Here is a 17,732-nt window from a genome sequence, read left to right on the forward strand (position 1 = left end):
TCTGAGATTATTTATTGAACAAAAATTGACATCCGTCAAGGTGGGCAAATCTTGCTACTGTTAACGCGCGGGCGAAGCCAGTAGAATGGCGGGCTTTAATCGAATGAGGAAAGCTGTGTGATAGAGCAGTTGTTGGCGCCGGTCAGAGCATTTCTTGCCTGCGAAACCCCGGATGCCTGGATTGAGAAAGCCAAAGACCCCAGTGTGTTACAGTCGATTTTGGTTGACCATTGCAACTGTGAGCTTAAAGCCGCACAAACGGCCCTGTTCTTAATCCGCAAATATGCGGTAGACCCAGAGTGCGGTTCGGCGCTACTTGCCTGGGCGAAGCCTTATGAAGAATTTGTCTATCACAAAGACCGGGATATGGCGGCCTTCCTGGCCCGTACCGGGAAAAAGAACGAACTGGCTACTGAGCTTAAACCCAAATCTGGCTTTGCGTTTGGCGACGAACTGATTGCCAGAATGGTTCGCTTGATTAAGGAAGAGTTTCATCATTTCGAGCAGGTGCTTGAAATCATGCATGCCAGAGATATTCCCTATACCAATATAAACGCAGGCCGTTATGCCAAGGGCATGATGAGTCATGTGCGTACCAGTGAGCCTGCTACCCTGGTCGATAAGCTTATCGTAGGCGCCTTTATCGAGGCCCGATCCTGTGAGCGTTTCGCCAAACTCGCCCCCTTTATGGACGAAGAGCTTGAGCGTTTTTACGTGTCGCTTTTACGTTCAGAGGCCCGGCACTATCAGGATTATTTGATCCTTGCCGAGATGATTGCGGGGGAAAATATCGACCAGCGCATCGCTTATTTTGCCGGGGTGGAAGCGGCGCTGATCCAAGGTGTCGATGAGGAGTTCCGCTTTCACAGCGGTGTACCGCTTATCTGAGCGCTTTCAGTTGCCGCTAAGTGGCTTAGCCTGAAGGTTGGGTCCGTCGGCGGTCACCTCCAGTACGCTGCTTTGGCTGTACCAGTCACCCACCACAATACGGGTACCGGCACTTTCATGGTGTATAGCTGGTCTGTGGGTATGGCCGTGGATCATCTGCGTGCAGCCGTGCTTTTGCAAGAGGTCGGCAACGGCATGGGGTTCAGCATCCATGATGTACTGGCTCTTCAGCTGATTACCGGCCTTGCTTTTGGCCCTGAGATTAGCGGCAATGCTCAGTCGTTTACTTTGGGATAGCTTGCTGTATATCCATTTCACCCAAGGCTGGTTTCTGAACCAGCGAAAGCGCTGGTAGCCCTTATCAAGCGTACAGAGACTGTCGCCGTGAAGCAGCAGGGTGGGTATGCCGTAGAGGTCGATTTGATGCACTTCATCAAGGAGCTGCATCTTACTGACAGCGGCAAATTGCTTTCCAATTAAAAAATCACGGTTTCCGTGAATAAAATAAATTGGCAGCTTGTGGCTGAGCGCAGCAATATCGGCGGCAATATCCAGTGCAAAGGGTTCGGCAATATCATCACCCACCCACACTTCAAACAGATCGCCCAGAATATACAGGGCATCCACATCATCGAAGGACTGGGAAAGAAAGCGACGAAAGGCCGAGGTAATATCGGGGCGATCTGCACTTAAATGCAGATCGCCGATAAAAAGGGTACGCATCTGACCTGAATTAGCCTTCGATGCTGACCTTTTGAATTACAACGGCTTCGAGCGGCACATCCTGGTGCATGCCACGGTTGCCGGTGTTAACGCCCTTGATGGCGTTTACTACATCCAAACCTTCAACCACTTCACCGAACACGCAGTAACCCCAGCCCTGCATGGATTCGGATTTGAAGTCCAGGAAGGTGTTGTCATTTACGTTGATGAAGAACTGTGCCGTTGCCGAATGCGGATCGGATGTACGGGCCATGGCGATGGTGCCAACCTTGTTGGACAGACCGTTGTTGGCCTCGTTTTTTACTGGCTCATGGGTGCGCTTTTGCACCATATCTTCGGTAAAACCGCCGCCCTGGATCATAAAGCCATCGATAACACGGTGGAAAATAGTGCCATCGAAGAATCCCTCGCTGGCATAGCGTTGGAAGTTTTCGGCAGTTACCGGTGCTTTTTCGTGGTTCAGTGCGATTTTGATATCGCCAAAGTTGGTGTGCAATGTGATCATCGTTGCGGTACTCATTTGAAAGTGTCGGCGGATTCTAACTTATCTGGAACGGCCCTGAAAGTGCAGTATTCAAGGGCTTTGGAGCATGATAGACTCACAGGCTTGATTTTACACCCAGTGCTTAGCGGAAAGAGAGCAAGAATGTTGAAGATATACAATAGTATCAGTCGTCAAAAAGAGGAGTTTAAACCCATACAGCCAGGCAAAATCGGCATGTATGTTTGTGGTGTGACGATCTATGACCTGTGCCACATTGGCCATGGTCGTACTTTTGTGTGTTTCGATATGATTGTGCGTTATCTGCGTTACCGCGGTTACGAGGTAAATTATCAGCGCAATATCACCGATGTGGATGACAAAATCATCAAGCGCGCCAATGAAAATGGCGAAAGCTGTGACAGCCTCACCGAGCGTTTGATTGGTGAAATGCATGCCGACTTCGACGCGCTGAATATGGTGCGTCCAAGCTTCGAACCCCGTGCGACTCTCCACATCGACGAAATCATCGACATGGTGACCCGTCTGCTTGACCGTGGTCATGCTTATGTCGCTGCCGACGGCGATGTGCTGTTTGATGTGTCCTCTTATGCCGCATACGGCCGTCTGTCAGGGCAGGACCTGGAGCAGCTGCAAGCCGGTGCCCGCGTTGAAGTGGATGAGAACAAACGTAATCCGATGGATTTCGTGCTGTGGAAGATGTCCAAGCCCGGCGAGCCTACCTGGGAATCCCCATGGGGCCCGGGTCGTCCAGGTTGGCACATCGAGTGCTCGGCCATGAACAGCAAGCACCTGGGGCTTCATTTCGACATCCATGGCGGTGGCAGTGATTTGCAGTTCCCGCACCATGAAAACGAAATTGCGCAGTCCTGCTGCGCCCATGACACGCCATATGTAAACACCTGGATGCACACAGGGATGGTGATGGTCGACCGTGAAAAGATGTCCAAGTCCCTTGGCAACTTCTTCACCATCCGGGATGTGCTTGCACACTACGATGCCCAGACCGTGCGCTATTTCCTGCTGTCCGGTCACTATCGCAGCCAGCTGAACTACAGCGAAGACAACTTGAAGCAGGCTCGCGCGTCCCTCGAGCGTATGTACACCGCACTGAAAGGTCTGGATCTGACAGTTGAAGCTGCCGGTGCTGACGAGTTTGTCAGCCGCTTTGTGGCCGCCATGGACGATGATTTCAACACCCCAGAGGCCTACTCAGTCCTCTTTGATATGGTGCGCGAAATCAACCGTCTGAAAACCAGCGATATGGCTGCGGCGTCTCAATTGGGTGTAGCGCTCAAAGCGCTTGCCGAAGTGCTGGGCATTTTGTCTTCAACGCCTGAGGCTTTCCTCCAGGGTGATGGCAATGCCGACGAAGTGGCGGAGATTGAAGCTCTGATCGTTGAGCGTAACCGTGCCCGCGCCGAAAAAGACTGGCCTGCTGCCGATGTAGCCCGCGACCGCTTGAACGCCCTCGGCGTGGTACTTGAAGATGGTCCGGAAGGCACTACCTGGCGCAAGAAATAAACTACTTCTGAGTACAAACAAAAACGCCTGCAATTGCAGGCGTTTTTTATGGCGCTATCACCTTGTTGACTCAGTCGTGATAGTTCTCAGCGGCATAGAGGGTGTTTTCCAACAGACTCGCAATGGTCATTGGACCCACACCACCGGGCACAGGGGTAATAAAGGCTGCACGTTCGGCGGCCACATCGAATTCAACATCCCCTACCAAGCGGCCATCATCGAGACGGTTGATACCTACGTCAATCACAATGGCGCCGGGCTTAATCCAGTCACCGGGAATGAAGTTGGGTTTACCCACAGCCACCACCAGCAAGTCTGCCTGACGCACCTTATCTTCAAGGTTTTTGGTAAAGCGATGGCAGGTAGTAGTGGTGCAGCCGGCAAGCAGTAGTTCCAGCGTCATGGGGCGGCCCACGATATTGGAGGCGCCAACAACAACGGCGTCCAAACCATAGGTATCCACGCCGGTGGAGCGGATAAGGGTCATGATGCCCATAGGGGTACAGGAGCGCAGCACAGGAATGCGCTGTGCCAATCGGCCCACATTATAAGGGTGGAAGCCATCGACATCTTTATCGGGGCGAATACGCTCAATCACCTTGGAAGAGTCAATGTGTGCAGGCAGCGGCAGTTGCACCAGAATGCCATCGATGGCCGGGTCTTCATTGCAGCGGTCAATCAGCGCCAGCAGATCGTCCTCGCTGGTGGTGTCGGGCAGGTCAAAGGACTGGGATAAGAATCCGACCTCTTCGCAGGCCTTGCGCTTGGAACCAACATAGACCTGAGAGGCGGGATCCAACCCCACCAGGATTACGGCAAGACCCGGAATGCGCTGGCCGGCCTCTTTACGGGCTTTTACCTTGTCGCTGAGGGTAGTGCGAATGGCACGGGCAATGGCCTTGCCATCGATATTTTGGGCTGTCATGGGTGTAGGGCTTCCTGTATTCGACTGTGTTAAACCAGCCTGAAGTTTTTAGCGCGCACATTCTAACAGCCAAGGGCCACAGTGTCATTGTCCCCATTGGCGGCAAATCCCGATAACTCTGTATTGTTCTATAATTCGCCAGGCAGATTTCAGCGTTAAAAAAATCGTTGACGGGTGTCAGGTGAGGGGATAAGATGCGCTCCGTTCTGACGCAAGGCGTCGATAATAGAACGATTTCGGTGATTAGCGCAGTCCGGTAGCGCATCTGCTTTGGGAGCAGAGGGTCAGAGGTTCGAATCCTCTATCACCGACCAAATTATAAGTCGATGCAGGTATGCGTCGACTCCCCGGATAGGCTTCAACGATTGTTGATACCTTGCGCCCGTAGCTCAGTTGGATAGAGCATCCGCCTTCTAAGCGGATGGTCGCAGGTTCGAATCCTGCCGGGCGTGCCATAAAATTCAGTGGTGACTGTAGCTCAGTTGGTAGAGTCCCGGATTGTGATTCCGGTTGTCGTGGGTTCGAGCCCCATCAGTCACCCCACTTCTTCAGAAGGTTAAAAAGCGGCCAATGGCCGCTTTTTTTCTAGCCTTAAACGCCGGTTTCAGGCTCGACTCAAGCAATATCGGTGGCTATAATGTCGCGTCTTGATAACTGTCAACCATGAGCGACCAGTGCCGACGCGCCCGTCGTGACAGGCATTAAAGTCAATTTAAAAGATCAAGAAACGAACACCTTAATAGTTGAACACTCGGCTATTTACAAAGGACGTTAGACATATTTCGAGGTAAAACAATGCAAGTTTCTGTTGAAACAACTCAAGGCTTAGAGCGTCGCCTGACCATCTCTGTACCTGCCGAGCAGATCGAAAAACTGGTTAACGAGAGCCTGAAGCGCGAAGCCAAGCGTGCCCGTATCCCTGGTTTCCGTCCTGGTAAAGTACCAATGAGCGTTGTCAGCAAGCGCTACGGCGCCGCTATCCGTCAGGATGTGACTGGCGAAATCATGCAGCGCAATTTTGTTGAAGCCATCATCGCCGAGAAGCTGAATCCAGCTGGCGCACCTACTTTCATGCCAGGTGCAAGCGATGCCGACAAGTTTGAATTTGTTGCCACTTTTGAAGTGTATCCAGAAGTAGAACTCAAAGGTCTGGATGCCATCGAAGTTGAACAGCCAAAAGCTGACGTGACCGATGCTGACGTAGACAGCATGATTGAAACCCTGCGCAAGCAACATGCTACTTTCGACGCAGTCGAACGTGCCGCCGAAGAAGGCGACAAAGTAGTTATCAACTTTGTTGGCAGCGTAGATGGTGAAGAGTTCCAGGGTGGCAAGGCCGAAGGCTTTGAGCTGCAACTGGGCAGCGGTCGTATGATCCCTGGCTTCGAAGAAGGCATCAAAGGCCACAAGGCCGGTGAAGAATTCGAAATCGACGTGACCTTCCCTGAGGAATACCACGCTGAAAACCTGAAGGGCAAAGCGGCCAAGTTCGCTATCACCCTGACTGAGGTGAAAGCGGCTAACCTGCCAGAAGTAAATGACGAGTTTGCCAAGCTGTTCGGTATCACCGATGGCGGCGTTGAGGCTCTGAAGGCCGAAATTCGCAAGAACATGAGCCGTGAGCTGGATCAGGCCCTGAAAGCCAACGTGAAAGAGCAGGTGATCAACGGTCTGCTGGCTGCCAACGACATCGAGCTGCCAAAGGCACTTATCGATGGCGAAATCAACGTACTGCGTCGTCAAGCCGTTCAGCGTTTCGGTGGCAATGCTGCCAACATGCCTGAGCTGCCAGCTGAGCTGTTCGCTGAGCAAGCCGAGCGCCGCGTAAAAGTGGGCCTGCTGCTGGGCGAAGTTATCAAGTCTACCGAGCTGAAAGTAGAAGAAGAACGCGTTCAGGCGCTGATTGCTTCTATGGCTTCTGCCTATGAAGACCCAGCCGAAGTGATTGAGTACTACAACGGTAACAAAGAGCTGATGCAGAACATGCGCAACGTGGCTCTGGAAGAGCAAGCCGTTGAAGCTCTGCTGAAATCTGCAAAAGTGATCGAGAAGGAAGTTGCTTTTGAAGAATTTATGAACAAGGCTACCGGCCGCGCTTAACCGCAGCTTGACTTGATTGGCGTTAAGCCATTTATAATGGCTCGTATGAGGCTCCTCATGCGGGCCATTTTTATTTAGGGAAGGGATAAATGCATAACGCACCGGAATCAGTATTCAATGCGCTCGTGCCCATGGTGGTGGAACAAACCGCAAAAGGTGAGCGTTCCTACGATATCTATTCACGTCTGCTGAAAGAGCGAGTCATCTTCCTGGTGGGTCAGGTTGAAGAGCACATGGCTAACCTGATTGTTGCGCAGCTACTGTTTCTGGAATCCGAAAACCCAGATAAAGAGATTTATCTCTACATCAATTCACCCGGTGGCAGCGTAACTGCAGGTATGGCGATTTACGATACCATGCAGTTTATCAAGCCCAAGGTCAGTACCGTTTGTATCGGTCAGGCCTGCAGTATGGGCGCGTTCCTGCTTGCCGGTGGTGAAAAAGGCATGCGCCATTGTTTGCCAAATTCCAGGGTAATGATCCACCAGCCTTTGGGTGGTTTCCAGGGACAGGCATCGGATATCGCTATCCATGCGCAGGAAATTTTGGGTATCAAACACAAACTCAACCAGATGTTATCGCACCACACAGGCCAGCCAATGGAAGTGATTGAGCGTGACACTGACCGCGATAATTTCATGAGTGCAACCCAGGCCGTAGAATACGGTCTGATAGATTCAGTGCTGACCAGCCGCTGATTTTTGCATCGCTCTGGGCTAAGCTCAGATTGAAAGGTTGAGATAGAGAGACAAGCGACTGACAGGTCGCAAACGGGGTAAACTAATGGGTGAGAACAAGACTGGTGATGGCGGCAAACTGCTGTATTGCTCCTTCTGCGGAAAGAGCCAGCACGAAGTGCGAAAGCTGATCGCCGGACCATCCGTGTACGTCTGCGACGAGTGTGTTGAGCTGTGTAACGACATCATTCGCGAAGAGATTAAAGAGATTTCGCCAAAGCGGGATCAGGACAAGCTGCCAACGCCTCATGAACTGAGAGCGCACCTTGATGACTACGTCATTGGTCAGGAAAAGGCCAAGAAGGTGTTGTCGGTGGCGGTATACAACCACTATAAGCGCTTGCGTAATGCAGGCCCCAAAGATGGGGTAGAGCTGGGTAAGAGCAACATTCTGCTCATTGGTCCCACAGGTAGTGGTAAGACACTGCTGGCCGAAACCCTGGCGCGCTTCCTCAATGTGCCTTTCACCATGGCCGATGCCACTACCCTGACCGAAGCCGGTTATGTGGGTGAGGACGTTGAGAACATCATTCAGAAGCTGTTGCAGAAATGCGATTACGATGTGGAAAAGGCCCAGCGTGGCATCGTCTATATCGATGAAATCGATAAAATCAGCCGCAAGTCCGATAACCCCTCCATCACCCGTGATGTGAGCGGTGAAGGCGTGCAGCAAGCGCTGCTGAAACTCATCGAAGGTACCGTTGCTGCCGTGCCTCCTCAGGGCGGCCGTAAACATCCGCAGCAGGAGTTTTTGCAGGTTGATACCTCCAAGATCCTCTTTATCTGTGGTGGCGCCTTTGCCGGCCTTGAGAAAGTGATTGAGCAACGTACCCACACCGGCAGTGGTATTGGTTTCGGTGCTCAGGTAAAGGGCAAGGAAGAAAAAGAGAGCATGTCTGACATCCTCTCGCAGGTTGAGCCGGAAGATCTGGTCAAATACGGCCTTATCCCTGAGTTCATCGGTCGTTTGCCTGTGGTCGCTACCCTGGCAGAGCTGGATGAAGACGCACTTATCCAAATTTTGTCTGAGCCAAAGAACGCGCTCACCAAGCAATATGCAGCGCTGTTTGAGATGGAAAACGTTGAGCTTGAGTTCCGTGAAGACGCCCTTAAGGCCATTGCTCAAAAGGCGATGTCACGCAAAACGGGCGCCCGTGGTCTGCGCTCGATTGTGGAAGGTATTCTGCTGGATACCATGTATGACTTGCCGTCCCAACAGGGTGTGAGCAAGGCGGTGGTGGATGAGTCTGTGGTAAAGGGCGAGTCTGCGCCTATCCTGATTTACGAGCAGACCGAATCTCAGGCGGCCAGCGGCGACCAATAATTGCCCATCCGCGTTGAAAGCACGAATAAAGGAGTCCAATTGGGCTCCTTTTTTACATTTATGCCATTGAAAGGGCCGAAACAGCCCCAATATACTCGAATATAGTCCATCTGATACGGAATCGAATTATGTCCCAAGAGCGTGAAGCGCATTTCGAATTGCCGGTATTACCCCTGCGAGATGTGGTGGTGTACCCCCATATGGTCATTCCGTTATTTGTGGGTCGTGAAAAGTCTATTCGCTGCCTTGAAACGGCCATGGCCCAAGATAAGCAGATCATGCTTGTCGCTCAGCGAGATGCCGATCTGGATGAGCCCGGTGCTGACGACATTTTTGAGGTGGGGACCATCGCCTCCATTCTGCAGCTGCTTAAACTGCCTGACGGTACAGTTAAAGTGCTGGTTGAGGGTGGTCGCCGAGCCCGTGTGGCCCGTTACACACAGGAAGAGCCTTTCTTTATCGGCCGCATCGAAGAGCTGCCTTCAGCGCCACTGGAAGACAAGGAAGAAGAGGTGTTGGTGCGCAGTGCCATCGCCCAATTTGAAGGCTACATCAAGCTCAATAAAAAAATTCCTCCCGAAGTGCTGACCTCCATGTCCGGCATCGATGAGGCTGCTCGCCTTGCCGACACCATGGCCGCCCATATGCCACTCAAGCTTGAAGACAAACAGTCTGTGCTCGAAATGGTGAATGTCGGTGAGCGCCTCGAGTACCTGATGGCCATGATGGAAGGCGAAATCGATTTGCTGCAGGTGGAGAAGCGCATCCGCTCCCGCGTGAAAAAGCAAATGGAGAAGAGCCAGCGCGAGTACTACCTGAATGAGCAAATGAAAGCCATTCAGAAGGAGCTTGGCGATCTCGACGAAGGCCATGATGAATTTGAGACCCTCAATCGCAAGATTGAAGAGGCCAAGATGCCGGCTGATGCCAAAGACAAGGCCCAGGCAGAGCTGAACAAGTTGCGTATGATGTCCCCCATGTCAGCCGAGGCCACTGTGGTGCGCTCCTATGTTGATTGGATGACCTCAGTGCCCTGGTTTGAGCGCTCCAAAATCAAGCGTGACCTCTCCAAGGCCGAGCAGGTGCTCAATGCAGACCACTATGGACTGGAAAAAGTCAAAGAGCGCATCCTTGAGTATTTGGCGGTACAGACCCGGGTGAAACAGCTTAAAGGCCCAATCCTGTGTCTGGTGGGGCCACCAGGTGTGGGTAAAACCTCGCTCGGTCAGTCCATTGCCAAGGCAACCGGCCGTAAATACGTGCGGGTGGCGCTGGGTGGCGTCCGTGACGAAGCGGAAATCCGCGGTCATCGTCGTACCTACATCGGCTCAATGCCAGGCAAAATCATCCAGAAGATGGCCAAGGTCGGGGTGAAAAACCCGCTGTTCCTGCTGGATGAAATCGACAAGATGAGTTCCGACATGCGCGGCGACCCGGCTTCAGCCCTGCTGGAAGTTTTGGATCCCGAGCAGAACGCTACCTTTAACGATCACTATCTGGAAGTCGATTATGACTTGTCCGATGTGATGTTTGTGGCCACCAGTAACTCCATGGATATTCCAGGCCCGCTGCTGGACCGTATGGAAGTGATTCGTCTGTCGGGTTACACCGAAGACGAAAAGCTCAACATCGCCAAGCAGCACTTGCTGCCAAAGCAGGTTGAGCGTAACGGGCTGAAGCCACAGGAAATCAGCGTCGATGATGGCGCGATTCTGGGCATTATCCGTTACTACACCCGTGAGGCAGGTGTCCGTGCCCTTGAGCGTGAACTGTCGAAGATTTGCCGTAAAGTCGTGAAGCAAATTTTGCTGGATAAAGCGGTGAAACACGTGGATGTGACCGGTGACAACCTTAAGTCATTCCTGGGTGTTCAGCGTCACGACTATGGTAAGGCTGAGTCCAATAATCAGATAGGGCAGGTAACAGGTCTTGCCTGGACTCAGGTTGGCGGTGACCTTTTGACCATTGAAGCCACTTCGGTGGCGGGTAAAGGCAAGCTTACATACACGGGGTCTCTGGGCGATGTGATGCAGGAATCGATTCAGGCCGCCATGACAGTGGTGCGTGCCCGTGCCGAGCAACTGGGTATCAACCCTGACTTCTATGAGAAGCGCGATATCCATGTGCACGTGCCTGAAGGTGCCACGCCAAAGGATGGTCCATCAGCCGGTGCCGCCATGTGTACCGCACTGGTTTCAACCCTGACTGGTAATCCGGTTCGTGCGGATGTAGCCATGACAGGTGAGATTACCCTGCGCGGTGAAGTGCTGCCCATCGGTGGTCTTAAGGAGAAACTGCTGGCGGCTCACCGTGGTGGTATTAAGCATGTGCTTATCCCCAAAGAAAACGAACGTGACCTTGAAGAAATCCCCGCTAACGTGGTGGCAGATCTGCAAATTCACCCGGTTCGTTGGGTGGACGAAGTGCTGAAATTGGCGCTGGAGCGCCCGGTTGAAGGCTTCGAAGTGGTCAAAAACGCCGGATAAGGCAAAAAAGTGCGCTACAGGCTTAAAAAAAGTGAAAAAAGGGGCTTAACAAACCCTTGACCTGTGGTAGCCTAGGTTCGTGGAGAGCCAGTACCTCCCAAACCCTTGGCAGGGCTGGCTTTGAGCTGTATCCAACTTTAATTCTTTGCTTTTTCGTTGACGCTTGAACTTTGGTTTCAAGCTTGTTATAAAAGCCTCCGCAGACCGCTCTAGAGAAGGATTTGGTTGCGGCGCAAAAACTACATTCAAGGGGATGACATGAATAAATCTGAACTGATCGAGAAAATTGCTTCTGGTGCCGATATTTCCAAGGCTGCTGCCGGTCGCGCACTGGACTCTTTCATCGCTGCTGTGACTGAAGGTCTGAAGGACGGCGGTAAAATTTCCCTGGTTGGTTTTGGTACTTTTGAAGTTCGTGAGCGTGCTGAGCGTACCGGCCGTAACCCACAGTCTGGCAAAGAGATCAAAATCCCTGCCGCCAAGATCCCAGCATTCAAAGCTGGTAAAGCACTGAAAGACGCAGTCAACTAATACTGACTCGCCTTTGTAGGCTTTCGTTCTTCAAGCACTGCCACTGCAGTGCTTTTTACGAATTGAAGGTGTTGAGCAACTAAGCGCAGCACCGGAGTGACGAAGCATTCAAGGTCATTCCTGAAAAGTTACATAAAGGCGCATCCTCACAAAGATGCGCTTTTTTATTTCAATCACAAGAGTAACAAGCGGGACGTCTGATGTTAGAAAAGATCCGTGAAGGTGCCCAGGGTACCATTGCCAAGAGCATTCTGGTGCTGGTGATACTTTCTTTTGCCTTTACCGGTGTGAGCAGCTATCTGGGCTCCTCGACCGAACCTGCGGCTGCCACAGTGAACGGCGAAGAAATTCCCGTCTCAGCACTGGAGCAAGCCTTCCAAAACGAAAAGGCACGTATGGAGCAGCAACTGGGTGAGATGTTCCAGACCCTGGCCGCCGACGATAACTACCTGCGCTCCATCAGACAGGGTGTGCTCGAGCGTATGATTGCCGACAAATTGCTGGATCAAACTGCCAGTGAAATGGGGCTGCGCATCTCCGATGAGCAAATCAAACAAGCCATCATGGAAGAGCCCGCCTTCCAAACCGAAGGCAAGTTTGACAACGAGCGTTACCTAGCTATCCTGCGTCAGCTCGGTTACCAAACCAACAGCTTCCGCGACATGATGCGTGTCGACATGACCCGTCGCCAGCTGGTGAACGCCCTGATAGGCAGTGAGTTTGTGCTGCCATCTGAGAGCAAGGCAGTTGCCGATCTGCAAGGCCAGACCCGTGACCTGCGTTATTTGGTGGTTGAGTCCCAGCCATTCGAAGCCGATATCACAGTGGCCGACGATGAAGCCAAGAGCTTCTACGATGCCAATCCCGACCAGTTTATAAAACCTGAGCAGGTGAGCCTTGAATACCTTACGCTGTCTGCCAAGTCACTTGCCGATGACGTGAACGTGACCGACGAGCAGGCCAAAGCCTATTACGACGAGCACATGAGCCAGTACAAGACGCCTGAAAAACGTCTGGCTGCCCATATCCTGGTGAACCTGGGCGACGACGAAGCTGCCGCCAAAGCCAAAGCCGATGCGATTTATGCCAAGCTTCTGGCCGGTGCAGACTTTGCTGAGCTCGCCAAAACCGACTCCGAAGACACTTTCAGTGGTGAGCAGGGTGGTCAGCTTGACTGGTTTGAGCAGGGAGTGATGGATCCTGCGTTTGACGAAGCCTTGTTTGGTCTCGAAAAAGATCAGTATTCCGCGGTGGTGAAAACCGCCTATGGTTTCCACATCATCAAGTTGCTTGACCTGCAGGGCGGTGCACAGGCCAGCTTCGAAGAAGTGAAGGACCGCATCTTCGCCCAGATCAAAGAAAAAGATGCGCTGGACAAGTTCTACAGCCTGCAGCAAAAACTGGCCGATACCAGTTACGAAGTCCCAGACAGCCTGACCGAAGCGGCCAAGGCCACCGGGCTTGAAGTGAAAACCACTGGTCTTTTCGCCCGTGAAATGCCACCGGCTGACATCAGCAACCCAGCACTCATCAAGGCGGCGTTCTCTGAGCAGGTACTGCTGAGCGGCATGAACAGCGACGTGATTGATCTTGGTGACAACAATGTGGCCGTTGTGCGCGTTAAAGAGCACAAGCAAGCCGGTACTTTACCATTTGATGAAGTCAAAGCCGGTATCGTTGCCCGCCTGACCCAGGACAAGGCCAACGATGCGGCCAAGTTGCAGGCGCAGGAATTGCTGGCCAAGTTCAAGGCGGGTGAAGCACTGGAGCTGACTGCCAAAGCCAAGGTTGCCCGTTTCGACCGTGAGCTGGATCCCTCCATCGTGAACAAGGGCTTCCAATTGGCCGTAGGCGGCGCTGATACCATCAGCATGGCTTCCGGTTATGCGCTGGTAGTATTGGACAAGGTTAACGCAGCAGAGGGCGTTGAAGACGCTCTGGTGCAGGCCCTTGCTCAGCGTCTGAGCAACCAGTATACCGAGCTTGCCTATCGCGGCGTTATCGACTCGCTGAAGGCAAAAGCCGAAATCAGTTACGCTGCTGCGGAATAACGATAAGTTGCAGCATAAAAAGCCAGCCCTTGGGCTGGCTTTTTTGTTTACGAACACGAGAGGTTTCGTCATCAGGGCAGGGTTTTGCGGGCTTTATGAAAGCTTGCTAAGCCGCTTCACAGTCGCCAGTCTATGGGCGATTTACCCTGATGTCTCAGCATGTCATTGACCTTGGCAAAGTGATTGCAGCCAAAAAAGCCTTTATGTGCAGACAATGGTGACGGGTGCGGCGCTCGCAGTACCTGGTGCCTGCTGCCGTCAATCAATCCCGCTTTTTTGCTGGCATGGCTACCCCAGAGTAAAAATATAACCCCATGACAATGGGTACTGATACCGCGTATCACCGCATCGGTAAACCGCTCCCATCCCAGATGGGCGTGGCAATGTGCCTGTCCGCGCTCCACTGTCAATACGGTATTGAGTAACAACACGCCTTGATTCGCCCAATGAGTCAAGTCGCCATGGGAAGGCGCAATAAAGCCCGGGATCGAATTTGTAAGCTCGATAAAGATGTTCTGTAAAGAGGGAGGGGGTGGGCAGGGGGATTTTACTGAAAAGCACAGACCGTGCGCCTGATTGGGCCCGTGGTAAGGGTCTTGCCCTAATATCACCACCTTTACCTGCTCAAGGGGAGTAAATCGAAAGGCATTGAAGATATCGGCCTTCGGGGGATAGACGGTCACTCCGGCGCGTATGCGCTCATTGACGTACTTAAGGGTGTCTTGAAAGTAGGGAGAGCGTTTCTCATCACCAAGAAGTAGTTGCCAGTCCACCTTGAATCCTCAATCTTTAGCTGATTGTGTCTATTATGCTGATTTTCAGCCATAAAAAAACGCCGCATAGCGGCGTCTTTGCAAAGCGTTTGTGCTTACAGCTCAATCACATCGAAGTTAACTTCAGGATTGACGTCCGCTTCGTAGTCGATGCCTTCGATACCAAAACCAAACAGCTTGATGAACTCGGCCTTGTACTCGAAGTAGTCGGTCAGCTCAGGCAGGTTTTCGGTGGTGATCTGAGGCCAAAGATCGCGGCAATGCTGCTGAATGTCATCACGCAGTTCCCAGTCATCCAAACGCAGACGGTTGTCTTCGTCTACTTCAGGTGCGCTGCCATCGGCTTTGTACAGACGCTCAGAGAACATACGCAGGATTTGTTCCATACAGCCTTCATGTAGGCCTTCGGCGCGCATCTTCTTGAATACCATGGCGATGTACAGTGGCATCACAGGAATGGCAGAAGAAGCCTGAGTCACCACGCTCTTGAGTACGGCCACGTTGGCGCTGCCGCCTTTGGCTGCCAGCTTGTCATTCAGGGCGTGAGCGGCGCGGTCGAGGTCCATCTTGGCCTTGCCCAGCGCGCCGTGCCAGTAGATAGGCCAGGTCAGCTCAGTACCAATGTAGGAGTAAGCCACGGTCTTGCAGCCATCGGCCAGAACACCGGCTTCATCCAGGGCGTTGAGCCACAGTTCCCAATCCTGACCACCCATTACGGTGACAGTGTCGGCAATTTCCTGCTCGGTGGCGGGCTCAACACTGGCTTCGATGATGGTGTCTTTGTTGGTGTCCACTGCGGTTGAGCTGTATGGCTGACCGATAGGCTTCAGTGATGAGCGCACCAGCTCGCCGCTGTCAGGCAGTTTACGCACGGGCGATGCCAGCGAGTAAACCACCATGTCGATTTGCCCCAGGTCGGCTTTAATCAACTCAATCGCCTTGGCTTTGGCTTCATGGCTGAAGGCATCGCCATTGATGCTCTTGCTGTACAGGCCTTCAGCTTTGGCAAACTTGTCAAAGGCAGCGGAGTTGTACCAGCCTGCAGTACCTGGTTTGGACTCGGTACCTGGCTTTTCAAAGAACACGCCTATGGTGGCTGCACCGCTGCCAAAGGCTGCCGCGATGCGGGAAGACAGACCGTAGCCACTGGAGGAGCCAACAACCAGCACGCGCTTGGGACCATTGATGACGGGGCCACGGGCCTTGGTCAGATTAATCTGTTCCAGCACATTGGCTTCACAGCCTACCGGATGAGTGGTGGTACAAATAAATCCACGAATTTTTGGTTTGATAATCATGTTTATGCTTCTTCAGTCAACACTGGCAATAGAATAATGACTTGAGCGGCCGAAGGCAGCTCCTTTTTTACAATTCACCCCGGTGGTTGGATGAGTTCAGCGCTTTCTCACCTGACGGGTTTGCTCGGCAATCAGCCTGGCGGTGTACTCATGCTCCGGGCTTTCGAATACCTTTTGCACCGGGCCTTTTTCTACAAGCTGGCCCTTGTGCAGCACCATGATTTTGTCGCTTACATGGCGCACCAGATTGAGGTTATGGGATACGAAGATGTAAGACAGGCCCATTTCCTTTTGCAGGTGTAACAGCAGATTGAGAATTTGTGAGCGAACAGAAAGATCCAGCGCGGTCAGCGCCTCGTCGGCAATAATCACCTTGGGGCTGAGCATCAGCGCCCGAGCCACGGCCACCCGCTGTTTTTGACCTTCAGAAATCATATGCGGATAAAAATCGGCATGCTCAGGTAAGAGTCCAACTTTGCGCAGGGTTTCAGTGACCTGAACACTGCGCTCATGTGCTGACATATCTGTATTGAACCTCAACGGCTCTTCGAGCAACTCGCCAATTGATAAACGGGGGTTTAGCGAGGTATTGGGGTCCTGAAAAATCATCCGGATAAGCCGGCAACGCTGTTTTAGGTTGCGACTCTCAAGCGATTCGCCTTCGAACTGGATATCACCGCTGGAGCGCTGCTCAGCGCCCACCAATATTCGTGCAAGGGTACTTTTGCCTGAGCCTGCCTCGCCGACAATGGCAAGGGTCTCGCCACGGCCAAGCTCGAATGAAATGGGAGCCAAGGCCTCGTTATACTGGCGCTTAAACCTGTGATAACCGGTGAAGTAGCGCTTTGACAGACCGGTGACCTTAAGCAGCGGTGTCGTCATTATTCGTCTCCGTGCGATAAGGGAAATGACAGGCATAGTATCTGTCTTTTTGGTGCTGCAACTGCGGCTGATGGACACACTCGCGCCTGGCTTCCGGGCAGCGTGGTCCGAGGCGGCAACCTATAGGTAAATGCTGTAAGGCCGGCGCTGACCCCGGCAATACCGGCATCAGGCTCTTGTGGGGCAAGTTGCCACGGTAATCGGGAAGGTGATCCATCAGCGCCTTGGTATAGGGGTGCAGTGGCTCACGGATAAGCTCATCGATGGGACCGGATTCCATCACCTGACCACAATAAAGCACGGTGAGGTTGTTGCACCAGTCCGCCAGGGTCTCAAGCTCATGGCTAATCATCATAATGGTTACCCCCTGCAGCTGATTGAGCTGTGCCAGGAGGCGGAAAATCTGGGCCTGGGTGCTGGGTTCCATGGAGTTGGTCGGTTCATCGGCAATCAGCAGTCTTGGCTGATTGGCCAGCGCCATGGCAATCATCACCTTTTGGCATTCGCCTTCGGAGGTTTCCCAGGGATAGGAGGCCATGACCCGCTTGGGATCCTTGATACCCACCTTGTGCAGCCATTTTTGTGCCGTCAGCCGCCGCTCACGACCACGTCGCCAGAAGGGCACATTCTTGTCGGCGGGCATGGCTTCAATCAGCTGGGCACCAATGGTGATGACTGGGTCGAGGCTACCGGAAGGGTCCTGAAATATCATCGCCATGTCTTTGCCCATCAGATTGCGGCGTTCGACATCGCTCATTTCCATGAGGTTACGGCCATCCCACATCATGCGGTCGGCGGTAATGGTCCAGTTGGGCCCAGGGATCCCCAAAACGGCCCGGGCAAGCAAGCTGCGACCCGAGCCCGACTCGCCCACCAAGCCATGAATTTCACCGGCATGGAGCGTCAGGCTGACTTTTTCCAGCGCCTTGACCCGCCCGTGTGGGGTGTCGAGTTCGATAGTGAGATTGCGAATATCCAGTAGCGGCAT

General features: G+C 52.8%; 15 protein-coding genes and 3 tRNA genes. 11 read left to right on the forward strand and 7 right to left on the reverse strand.

Annotated elements, in window-relative coordinates:
• The first annotated feature begins 120 nt into the window (after positions 1-120).
• Complete coding sequence (gene miaE / locus K0H63_RS06605; RefSeq protein ID WP_220067838.1) at positions 121-888, forward strand: tRNA isopentenyl-2-thiomethyl-A-37 hydroxylase MiaE; 768 nt, start codon at positions 121-123, stop codon at positions 886-888.
• Between the two features lie 6 nt (positions 889-894).
• On the opposite strand, the gene K0H63_RS06610 is transcribed toward miaE, so the two are convergent.
• Together K0H63_RS06610 and K0H63_RS06615 are read right to left on the reverse strand one after the other, a co-directional pair.
• The gene (locus K0H63_RS06610) at positions 895-1,611 is read right to left on the reverse strand and encodes a UDP-2,3-diacylglucosamine diphosphatase (RefSeq protein ID WP_220067257.1); all 717 of its coding nucleotides are present in this window, start codon (positions 1,609-1,611) and stop codon (positions 895-897) included.
• 10 nt (positions 1,612-1,621) lie between these two features.
• The gene (locus K0H63_RS06615) at positions 1,622-2,116 is read right to left on the reverse strand and encodes a peptidylprolyl isomerase (protein ID WP_220067258.1); all 495 of its coding nucleotides are present in this window, start codon (positions 2,114-2,116) and stop codon (positions 1,622-1,624) included.
• A 141-nt stretch (positions 2,117-2,257) separates the two neighbouring features.
• On the opposite strand from K0H63_RS06615, the gene cysS reads away from it, so the two are divergent.
• The gene (gene cysS / locus K0H63_RS06620) at positions 2,258-3,637 is read left to right on the forward strand and encodes a cysteine--tRNA ligase (protein ID WP_220067259.1); all 1,380 of its coding nucleotides are present in this window, start codon (positions 2,258-2,260) and stop codon (positions 3,635-3,637) included.
• A gap of 70 nt (positions 3,638-3,707) precedes the next feature.
• On the opposite strand, the gene folD is transcribed toward cysS, so the two are convergent.
• Positions 3,708-4,562 (reverse strand): bifunctional methylenetetrahydrofolate dehydrogenase/methenyltetrahydrofolate cyclohydrolase FolD, encoded by an 855-nt coding sequence (folD, locus tag K0H63_RS06625; RefSeq protein WP_220067260.1) that lies wholly within the window; start codon positions 4,560-4,562, stop codon positions 3,708-3,710.
• 237 nt (positions 4,563-4,799) lie between these two features.
• On the opposite strand from folD, the gene K0H63_RS06630 reads away from it, so the two are divergent.
• The 9 genes from K0H63_RS06630 (at position 4,800) to K0H63_RS06670 (ending at position 13,791) form a co-directional block, all read left to right on the forward strand.
• Positions 4,800-4,876: transfer RNA gene (locus tag K0H63_RS06630), tRNA-Pro, on the forward strand.
• 64 nt (positions 4,877-4,940) lie between these two features.
• A tRNA-Arg gene (locus tag K0H63_RS06635) sits at positions 4,941-5,017 on the forward strand.
• A 12-nt stretch (positions 5,018-5,029) separates the two neighbouring features.
• A tRNA-His gene (locus K0H63_RS06640) sits at positions 5,030-5,105 on the forward strand.
• Between the two features lie 252 nt (positions 5,106-5,357).
• A complete protein-coding gene (gene tig, locus K0H63_RS06645; RefSeq protein WP_220067261.1) occupies positions 5,358-6,662 on the forward strand; it encodes a trigger factor in 1,305 nt (434 codons plus the stop codon).
• 89 nt (positions 6,663-6,751) lie between these two features.
• Entirely contained in the window at positions 6,752-7,360 is a 609-nt protein-coding gene (gene clpP, locus K0H63_RS06650) for an ATP-dependent Clp endopeptidase proteolytic subunit ClpP (RefSeq protein ID WP_011759340.1), read from the forward strand.
• 85 nt (positions 7,361-7,445) lie between these two features.
• The gene (gene clpX / locus K0H63_RS06655) at positions 7,446-8,723 is read left to right on the forward strand and encodes an ATP-dependent protease ATP-binding subunit ClpX (protein ID WP_011759341.1); all 1,278 of its coding nucleotides are present in this window, start codon (positions 7,446-7,448) and stop codon (positions 8,721-8,723) included.
• 128 nt (positions 8,724-8,851) lie between these two features.
• Positions 8,852-11,209, forward strand: coding sequence for an endopeptidase La (lon, locus tag K0H63_RS06660; RefSeq protein ID WP_220067262.1), 2,358 nt, complete (start codon positions 8,852-8,854; stop codon positions 11,207-11,209).
• Positions 11,210-11,467: 258 nt separating this feature from the next.
• Positions 11,468-11,740, forward strand: coding sequence for a nucleoid-associated protein HU-beta (gene hupB, locus K0H63_RS06665; protein ID WP_011759343.1), 273 nt, complete (start codon positions 11,468-11,470; stop codon positions 11,738-11,740).
• Between the two features lie 200 nt (positions 11,741-11,940).
• Complete coding sequence (locus tag K0H63_RS06670) at positions 11,941-13,791, forward strand: SurA N-terminal domain-containing protein (RefSeq protein ID WP_220067263.1); 1,851 nt, start codon at positions 11,941-11,943, stop codon at positions 13,789-13,791.
• A 116-nt stretch (positions 13,792-13,907) separates the two neighbouring features.
• On the opposite strand, the gene ung is transcribed toward K0H63_RS06670, so the two are convergent.
• The 4 genes from ung to K0H63_RS06690 all read right to left on the reverse strand — a co-directional run bounded on the left by ung (position 13,908) and on the right by K0H63_RS06690 (position 17,732).
• Positions 13,908-14,564, reverse strand: a complete 657-nt coding sequence (gene ung / locus K0H63_RS06675) for a uracil-DNA glycosylase (RefSeq protein WP_220067264.1) — start codon at positions 14,562-14,564, stop codon at positions 13,908-13,910.
• 95 nt (positions 14,565-14,659) lie between these two features.
• Positions 14,660-15,862 (reverse strand): enoyl-ACP reductase FabV, encoded by a 1,203-nt coding sequence (gene fabV / locus K0H63_RS06680; RefSeq protein ID WP_220067265.1) that lies wholly within the window; start codon positions 15,860-15,862, stop codon positions 14,660-14,662.
• Between the two features lie 96 nt (positions 15,863-15,958).
• The gene (locus tag K0H63_RS06685) at positions 15,959-16,744 is read right to left on the reverse strand and encodes a peptide ABC transporter ATP-binding protein (protein WP_220067266.1); all 786 of its coding nucleotides are present in this window, start codon (positions 16,742-16,744) and stop codon (positions 15,959-15,961) included.
• The gene (locus K0H63_RS06690; protein WP_220067267.1) at positions 16,725-17,732 is read right to left on the reverse strand and encodes a peptide ABC transporter ATP-binding protein; all 1,008 of its coding nucleotides are present in this window, start codon (positions 17,730-17,732) and stop codon (positions 16,725-16,727) included. Before K0H63_RS06690 ends, K0H63_RS06685 begins: the two co-directional genes overlap by 20 nt.

This window comes from Shewanella zhangzhouensis (assembly GCF_019457615.1).
Classification (GTDB): domain Bacteria; phylum Pseudomonadota; class Gammaproteobacteria; order Enterobacterales; family Shewanellaceae; genus Shewanella; species Shewanella zhangzhouensis.

Bases quoted from the DNA above. Each gene is read 5' to 3' on its own strand.
- K0H63_RS06610 (WP_220067257.1), bottom strand. From the start codon at position 1,611: ATGCGTACCCTTTTTATCGGCGATCTGCATTTAAGTGCAGATCGCCCC.
- K0H63_RS06615 (WP_220067258.1), bottom strand. From the start codon at position 2,116: ATGATCACATTGCACACCAACTTTGGCGATATCAAAATCGCACTGAAC.
- cysS (WP_220067259.1), top strand. From the start codon at position 2,258: ATGTTGAAGATATACAATAGTATCAGTCGTCAAAAAGAGGAGTTTAAA.
- folD (WP_220067260.1), bottom strand. From the start codon at position 4,562: ATGACAGCCCAAAATATCGATGGCAAGGCCATTGCCCGTGCCATTCGC.
- tig (WP_220067261.1), top strand. From the start codon at position 5,358: ATGCAAGTTTCTGTTGAAACAACTCAAGGCTTAGAGCGTCGCCTGACC.
- clpP (WP_011759340.1), top strand. From the start codon at position 6,752: ATGCATAACGCACCGGAATCAGTATTCAATGCGCTCGTGCCCATGGTG.
- clpX (WP_011759341.1), top strand. From the start codon at position 7,446: ATGGGTGAGAACAAGACTGGTGATGGCGGCAAACTGCTGTATTGCTCC.
- lon (WP_220067262.1), top strand. From the start codon at position 8,852: ATGTCCCAAGAGCGTGAAGCGCATTTCGAATTGCCGGTATTACCCCTG.
- hupB (WP_011759343.1), top strand. From the start codon at position 11,468: ATGAATAAATCTGAACTGATCGAGAAAATTGCTTCTGGTGCCGATATT.
- K0H63_RS06670 (WP_220067263.1), top strand. From the start codon at position 11,941: ATGTTAGAAAAGATCCGTGAAGGTGCCCAGGGTACCATTGCCAAGAGC.
- fabV (WP_220067265.1), bottom strand. From the start codon at position 15,862: ATGATTATCAAACCAAAAATTCGTGGATTTATTTGTACCACCACTCAT.
- K0H63_RS06685 (WP_220067266.1), bottom strand. From the start codon at position 16,744: ATGACGACACCGCTGCTTAAGGTCACCGGTCTGTCAAAGCGCTACTTC.
- K0H63_RS06690 (WP_220067267.1), bottom strand. From the start codon at position 17,732: ATGCCGCTACTGGATATTCGCAATCTCACTATCGAACTCGACACCCCA.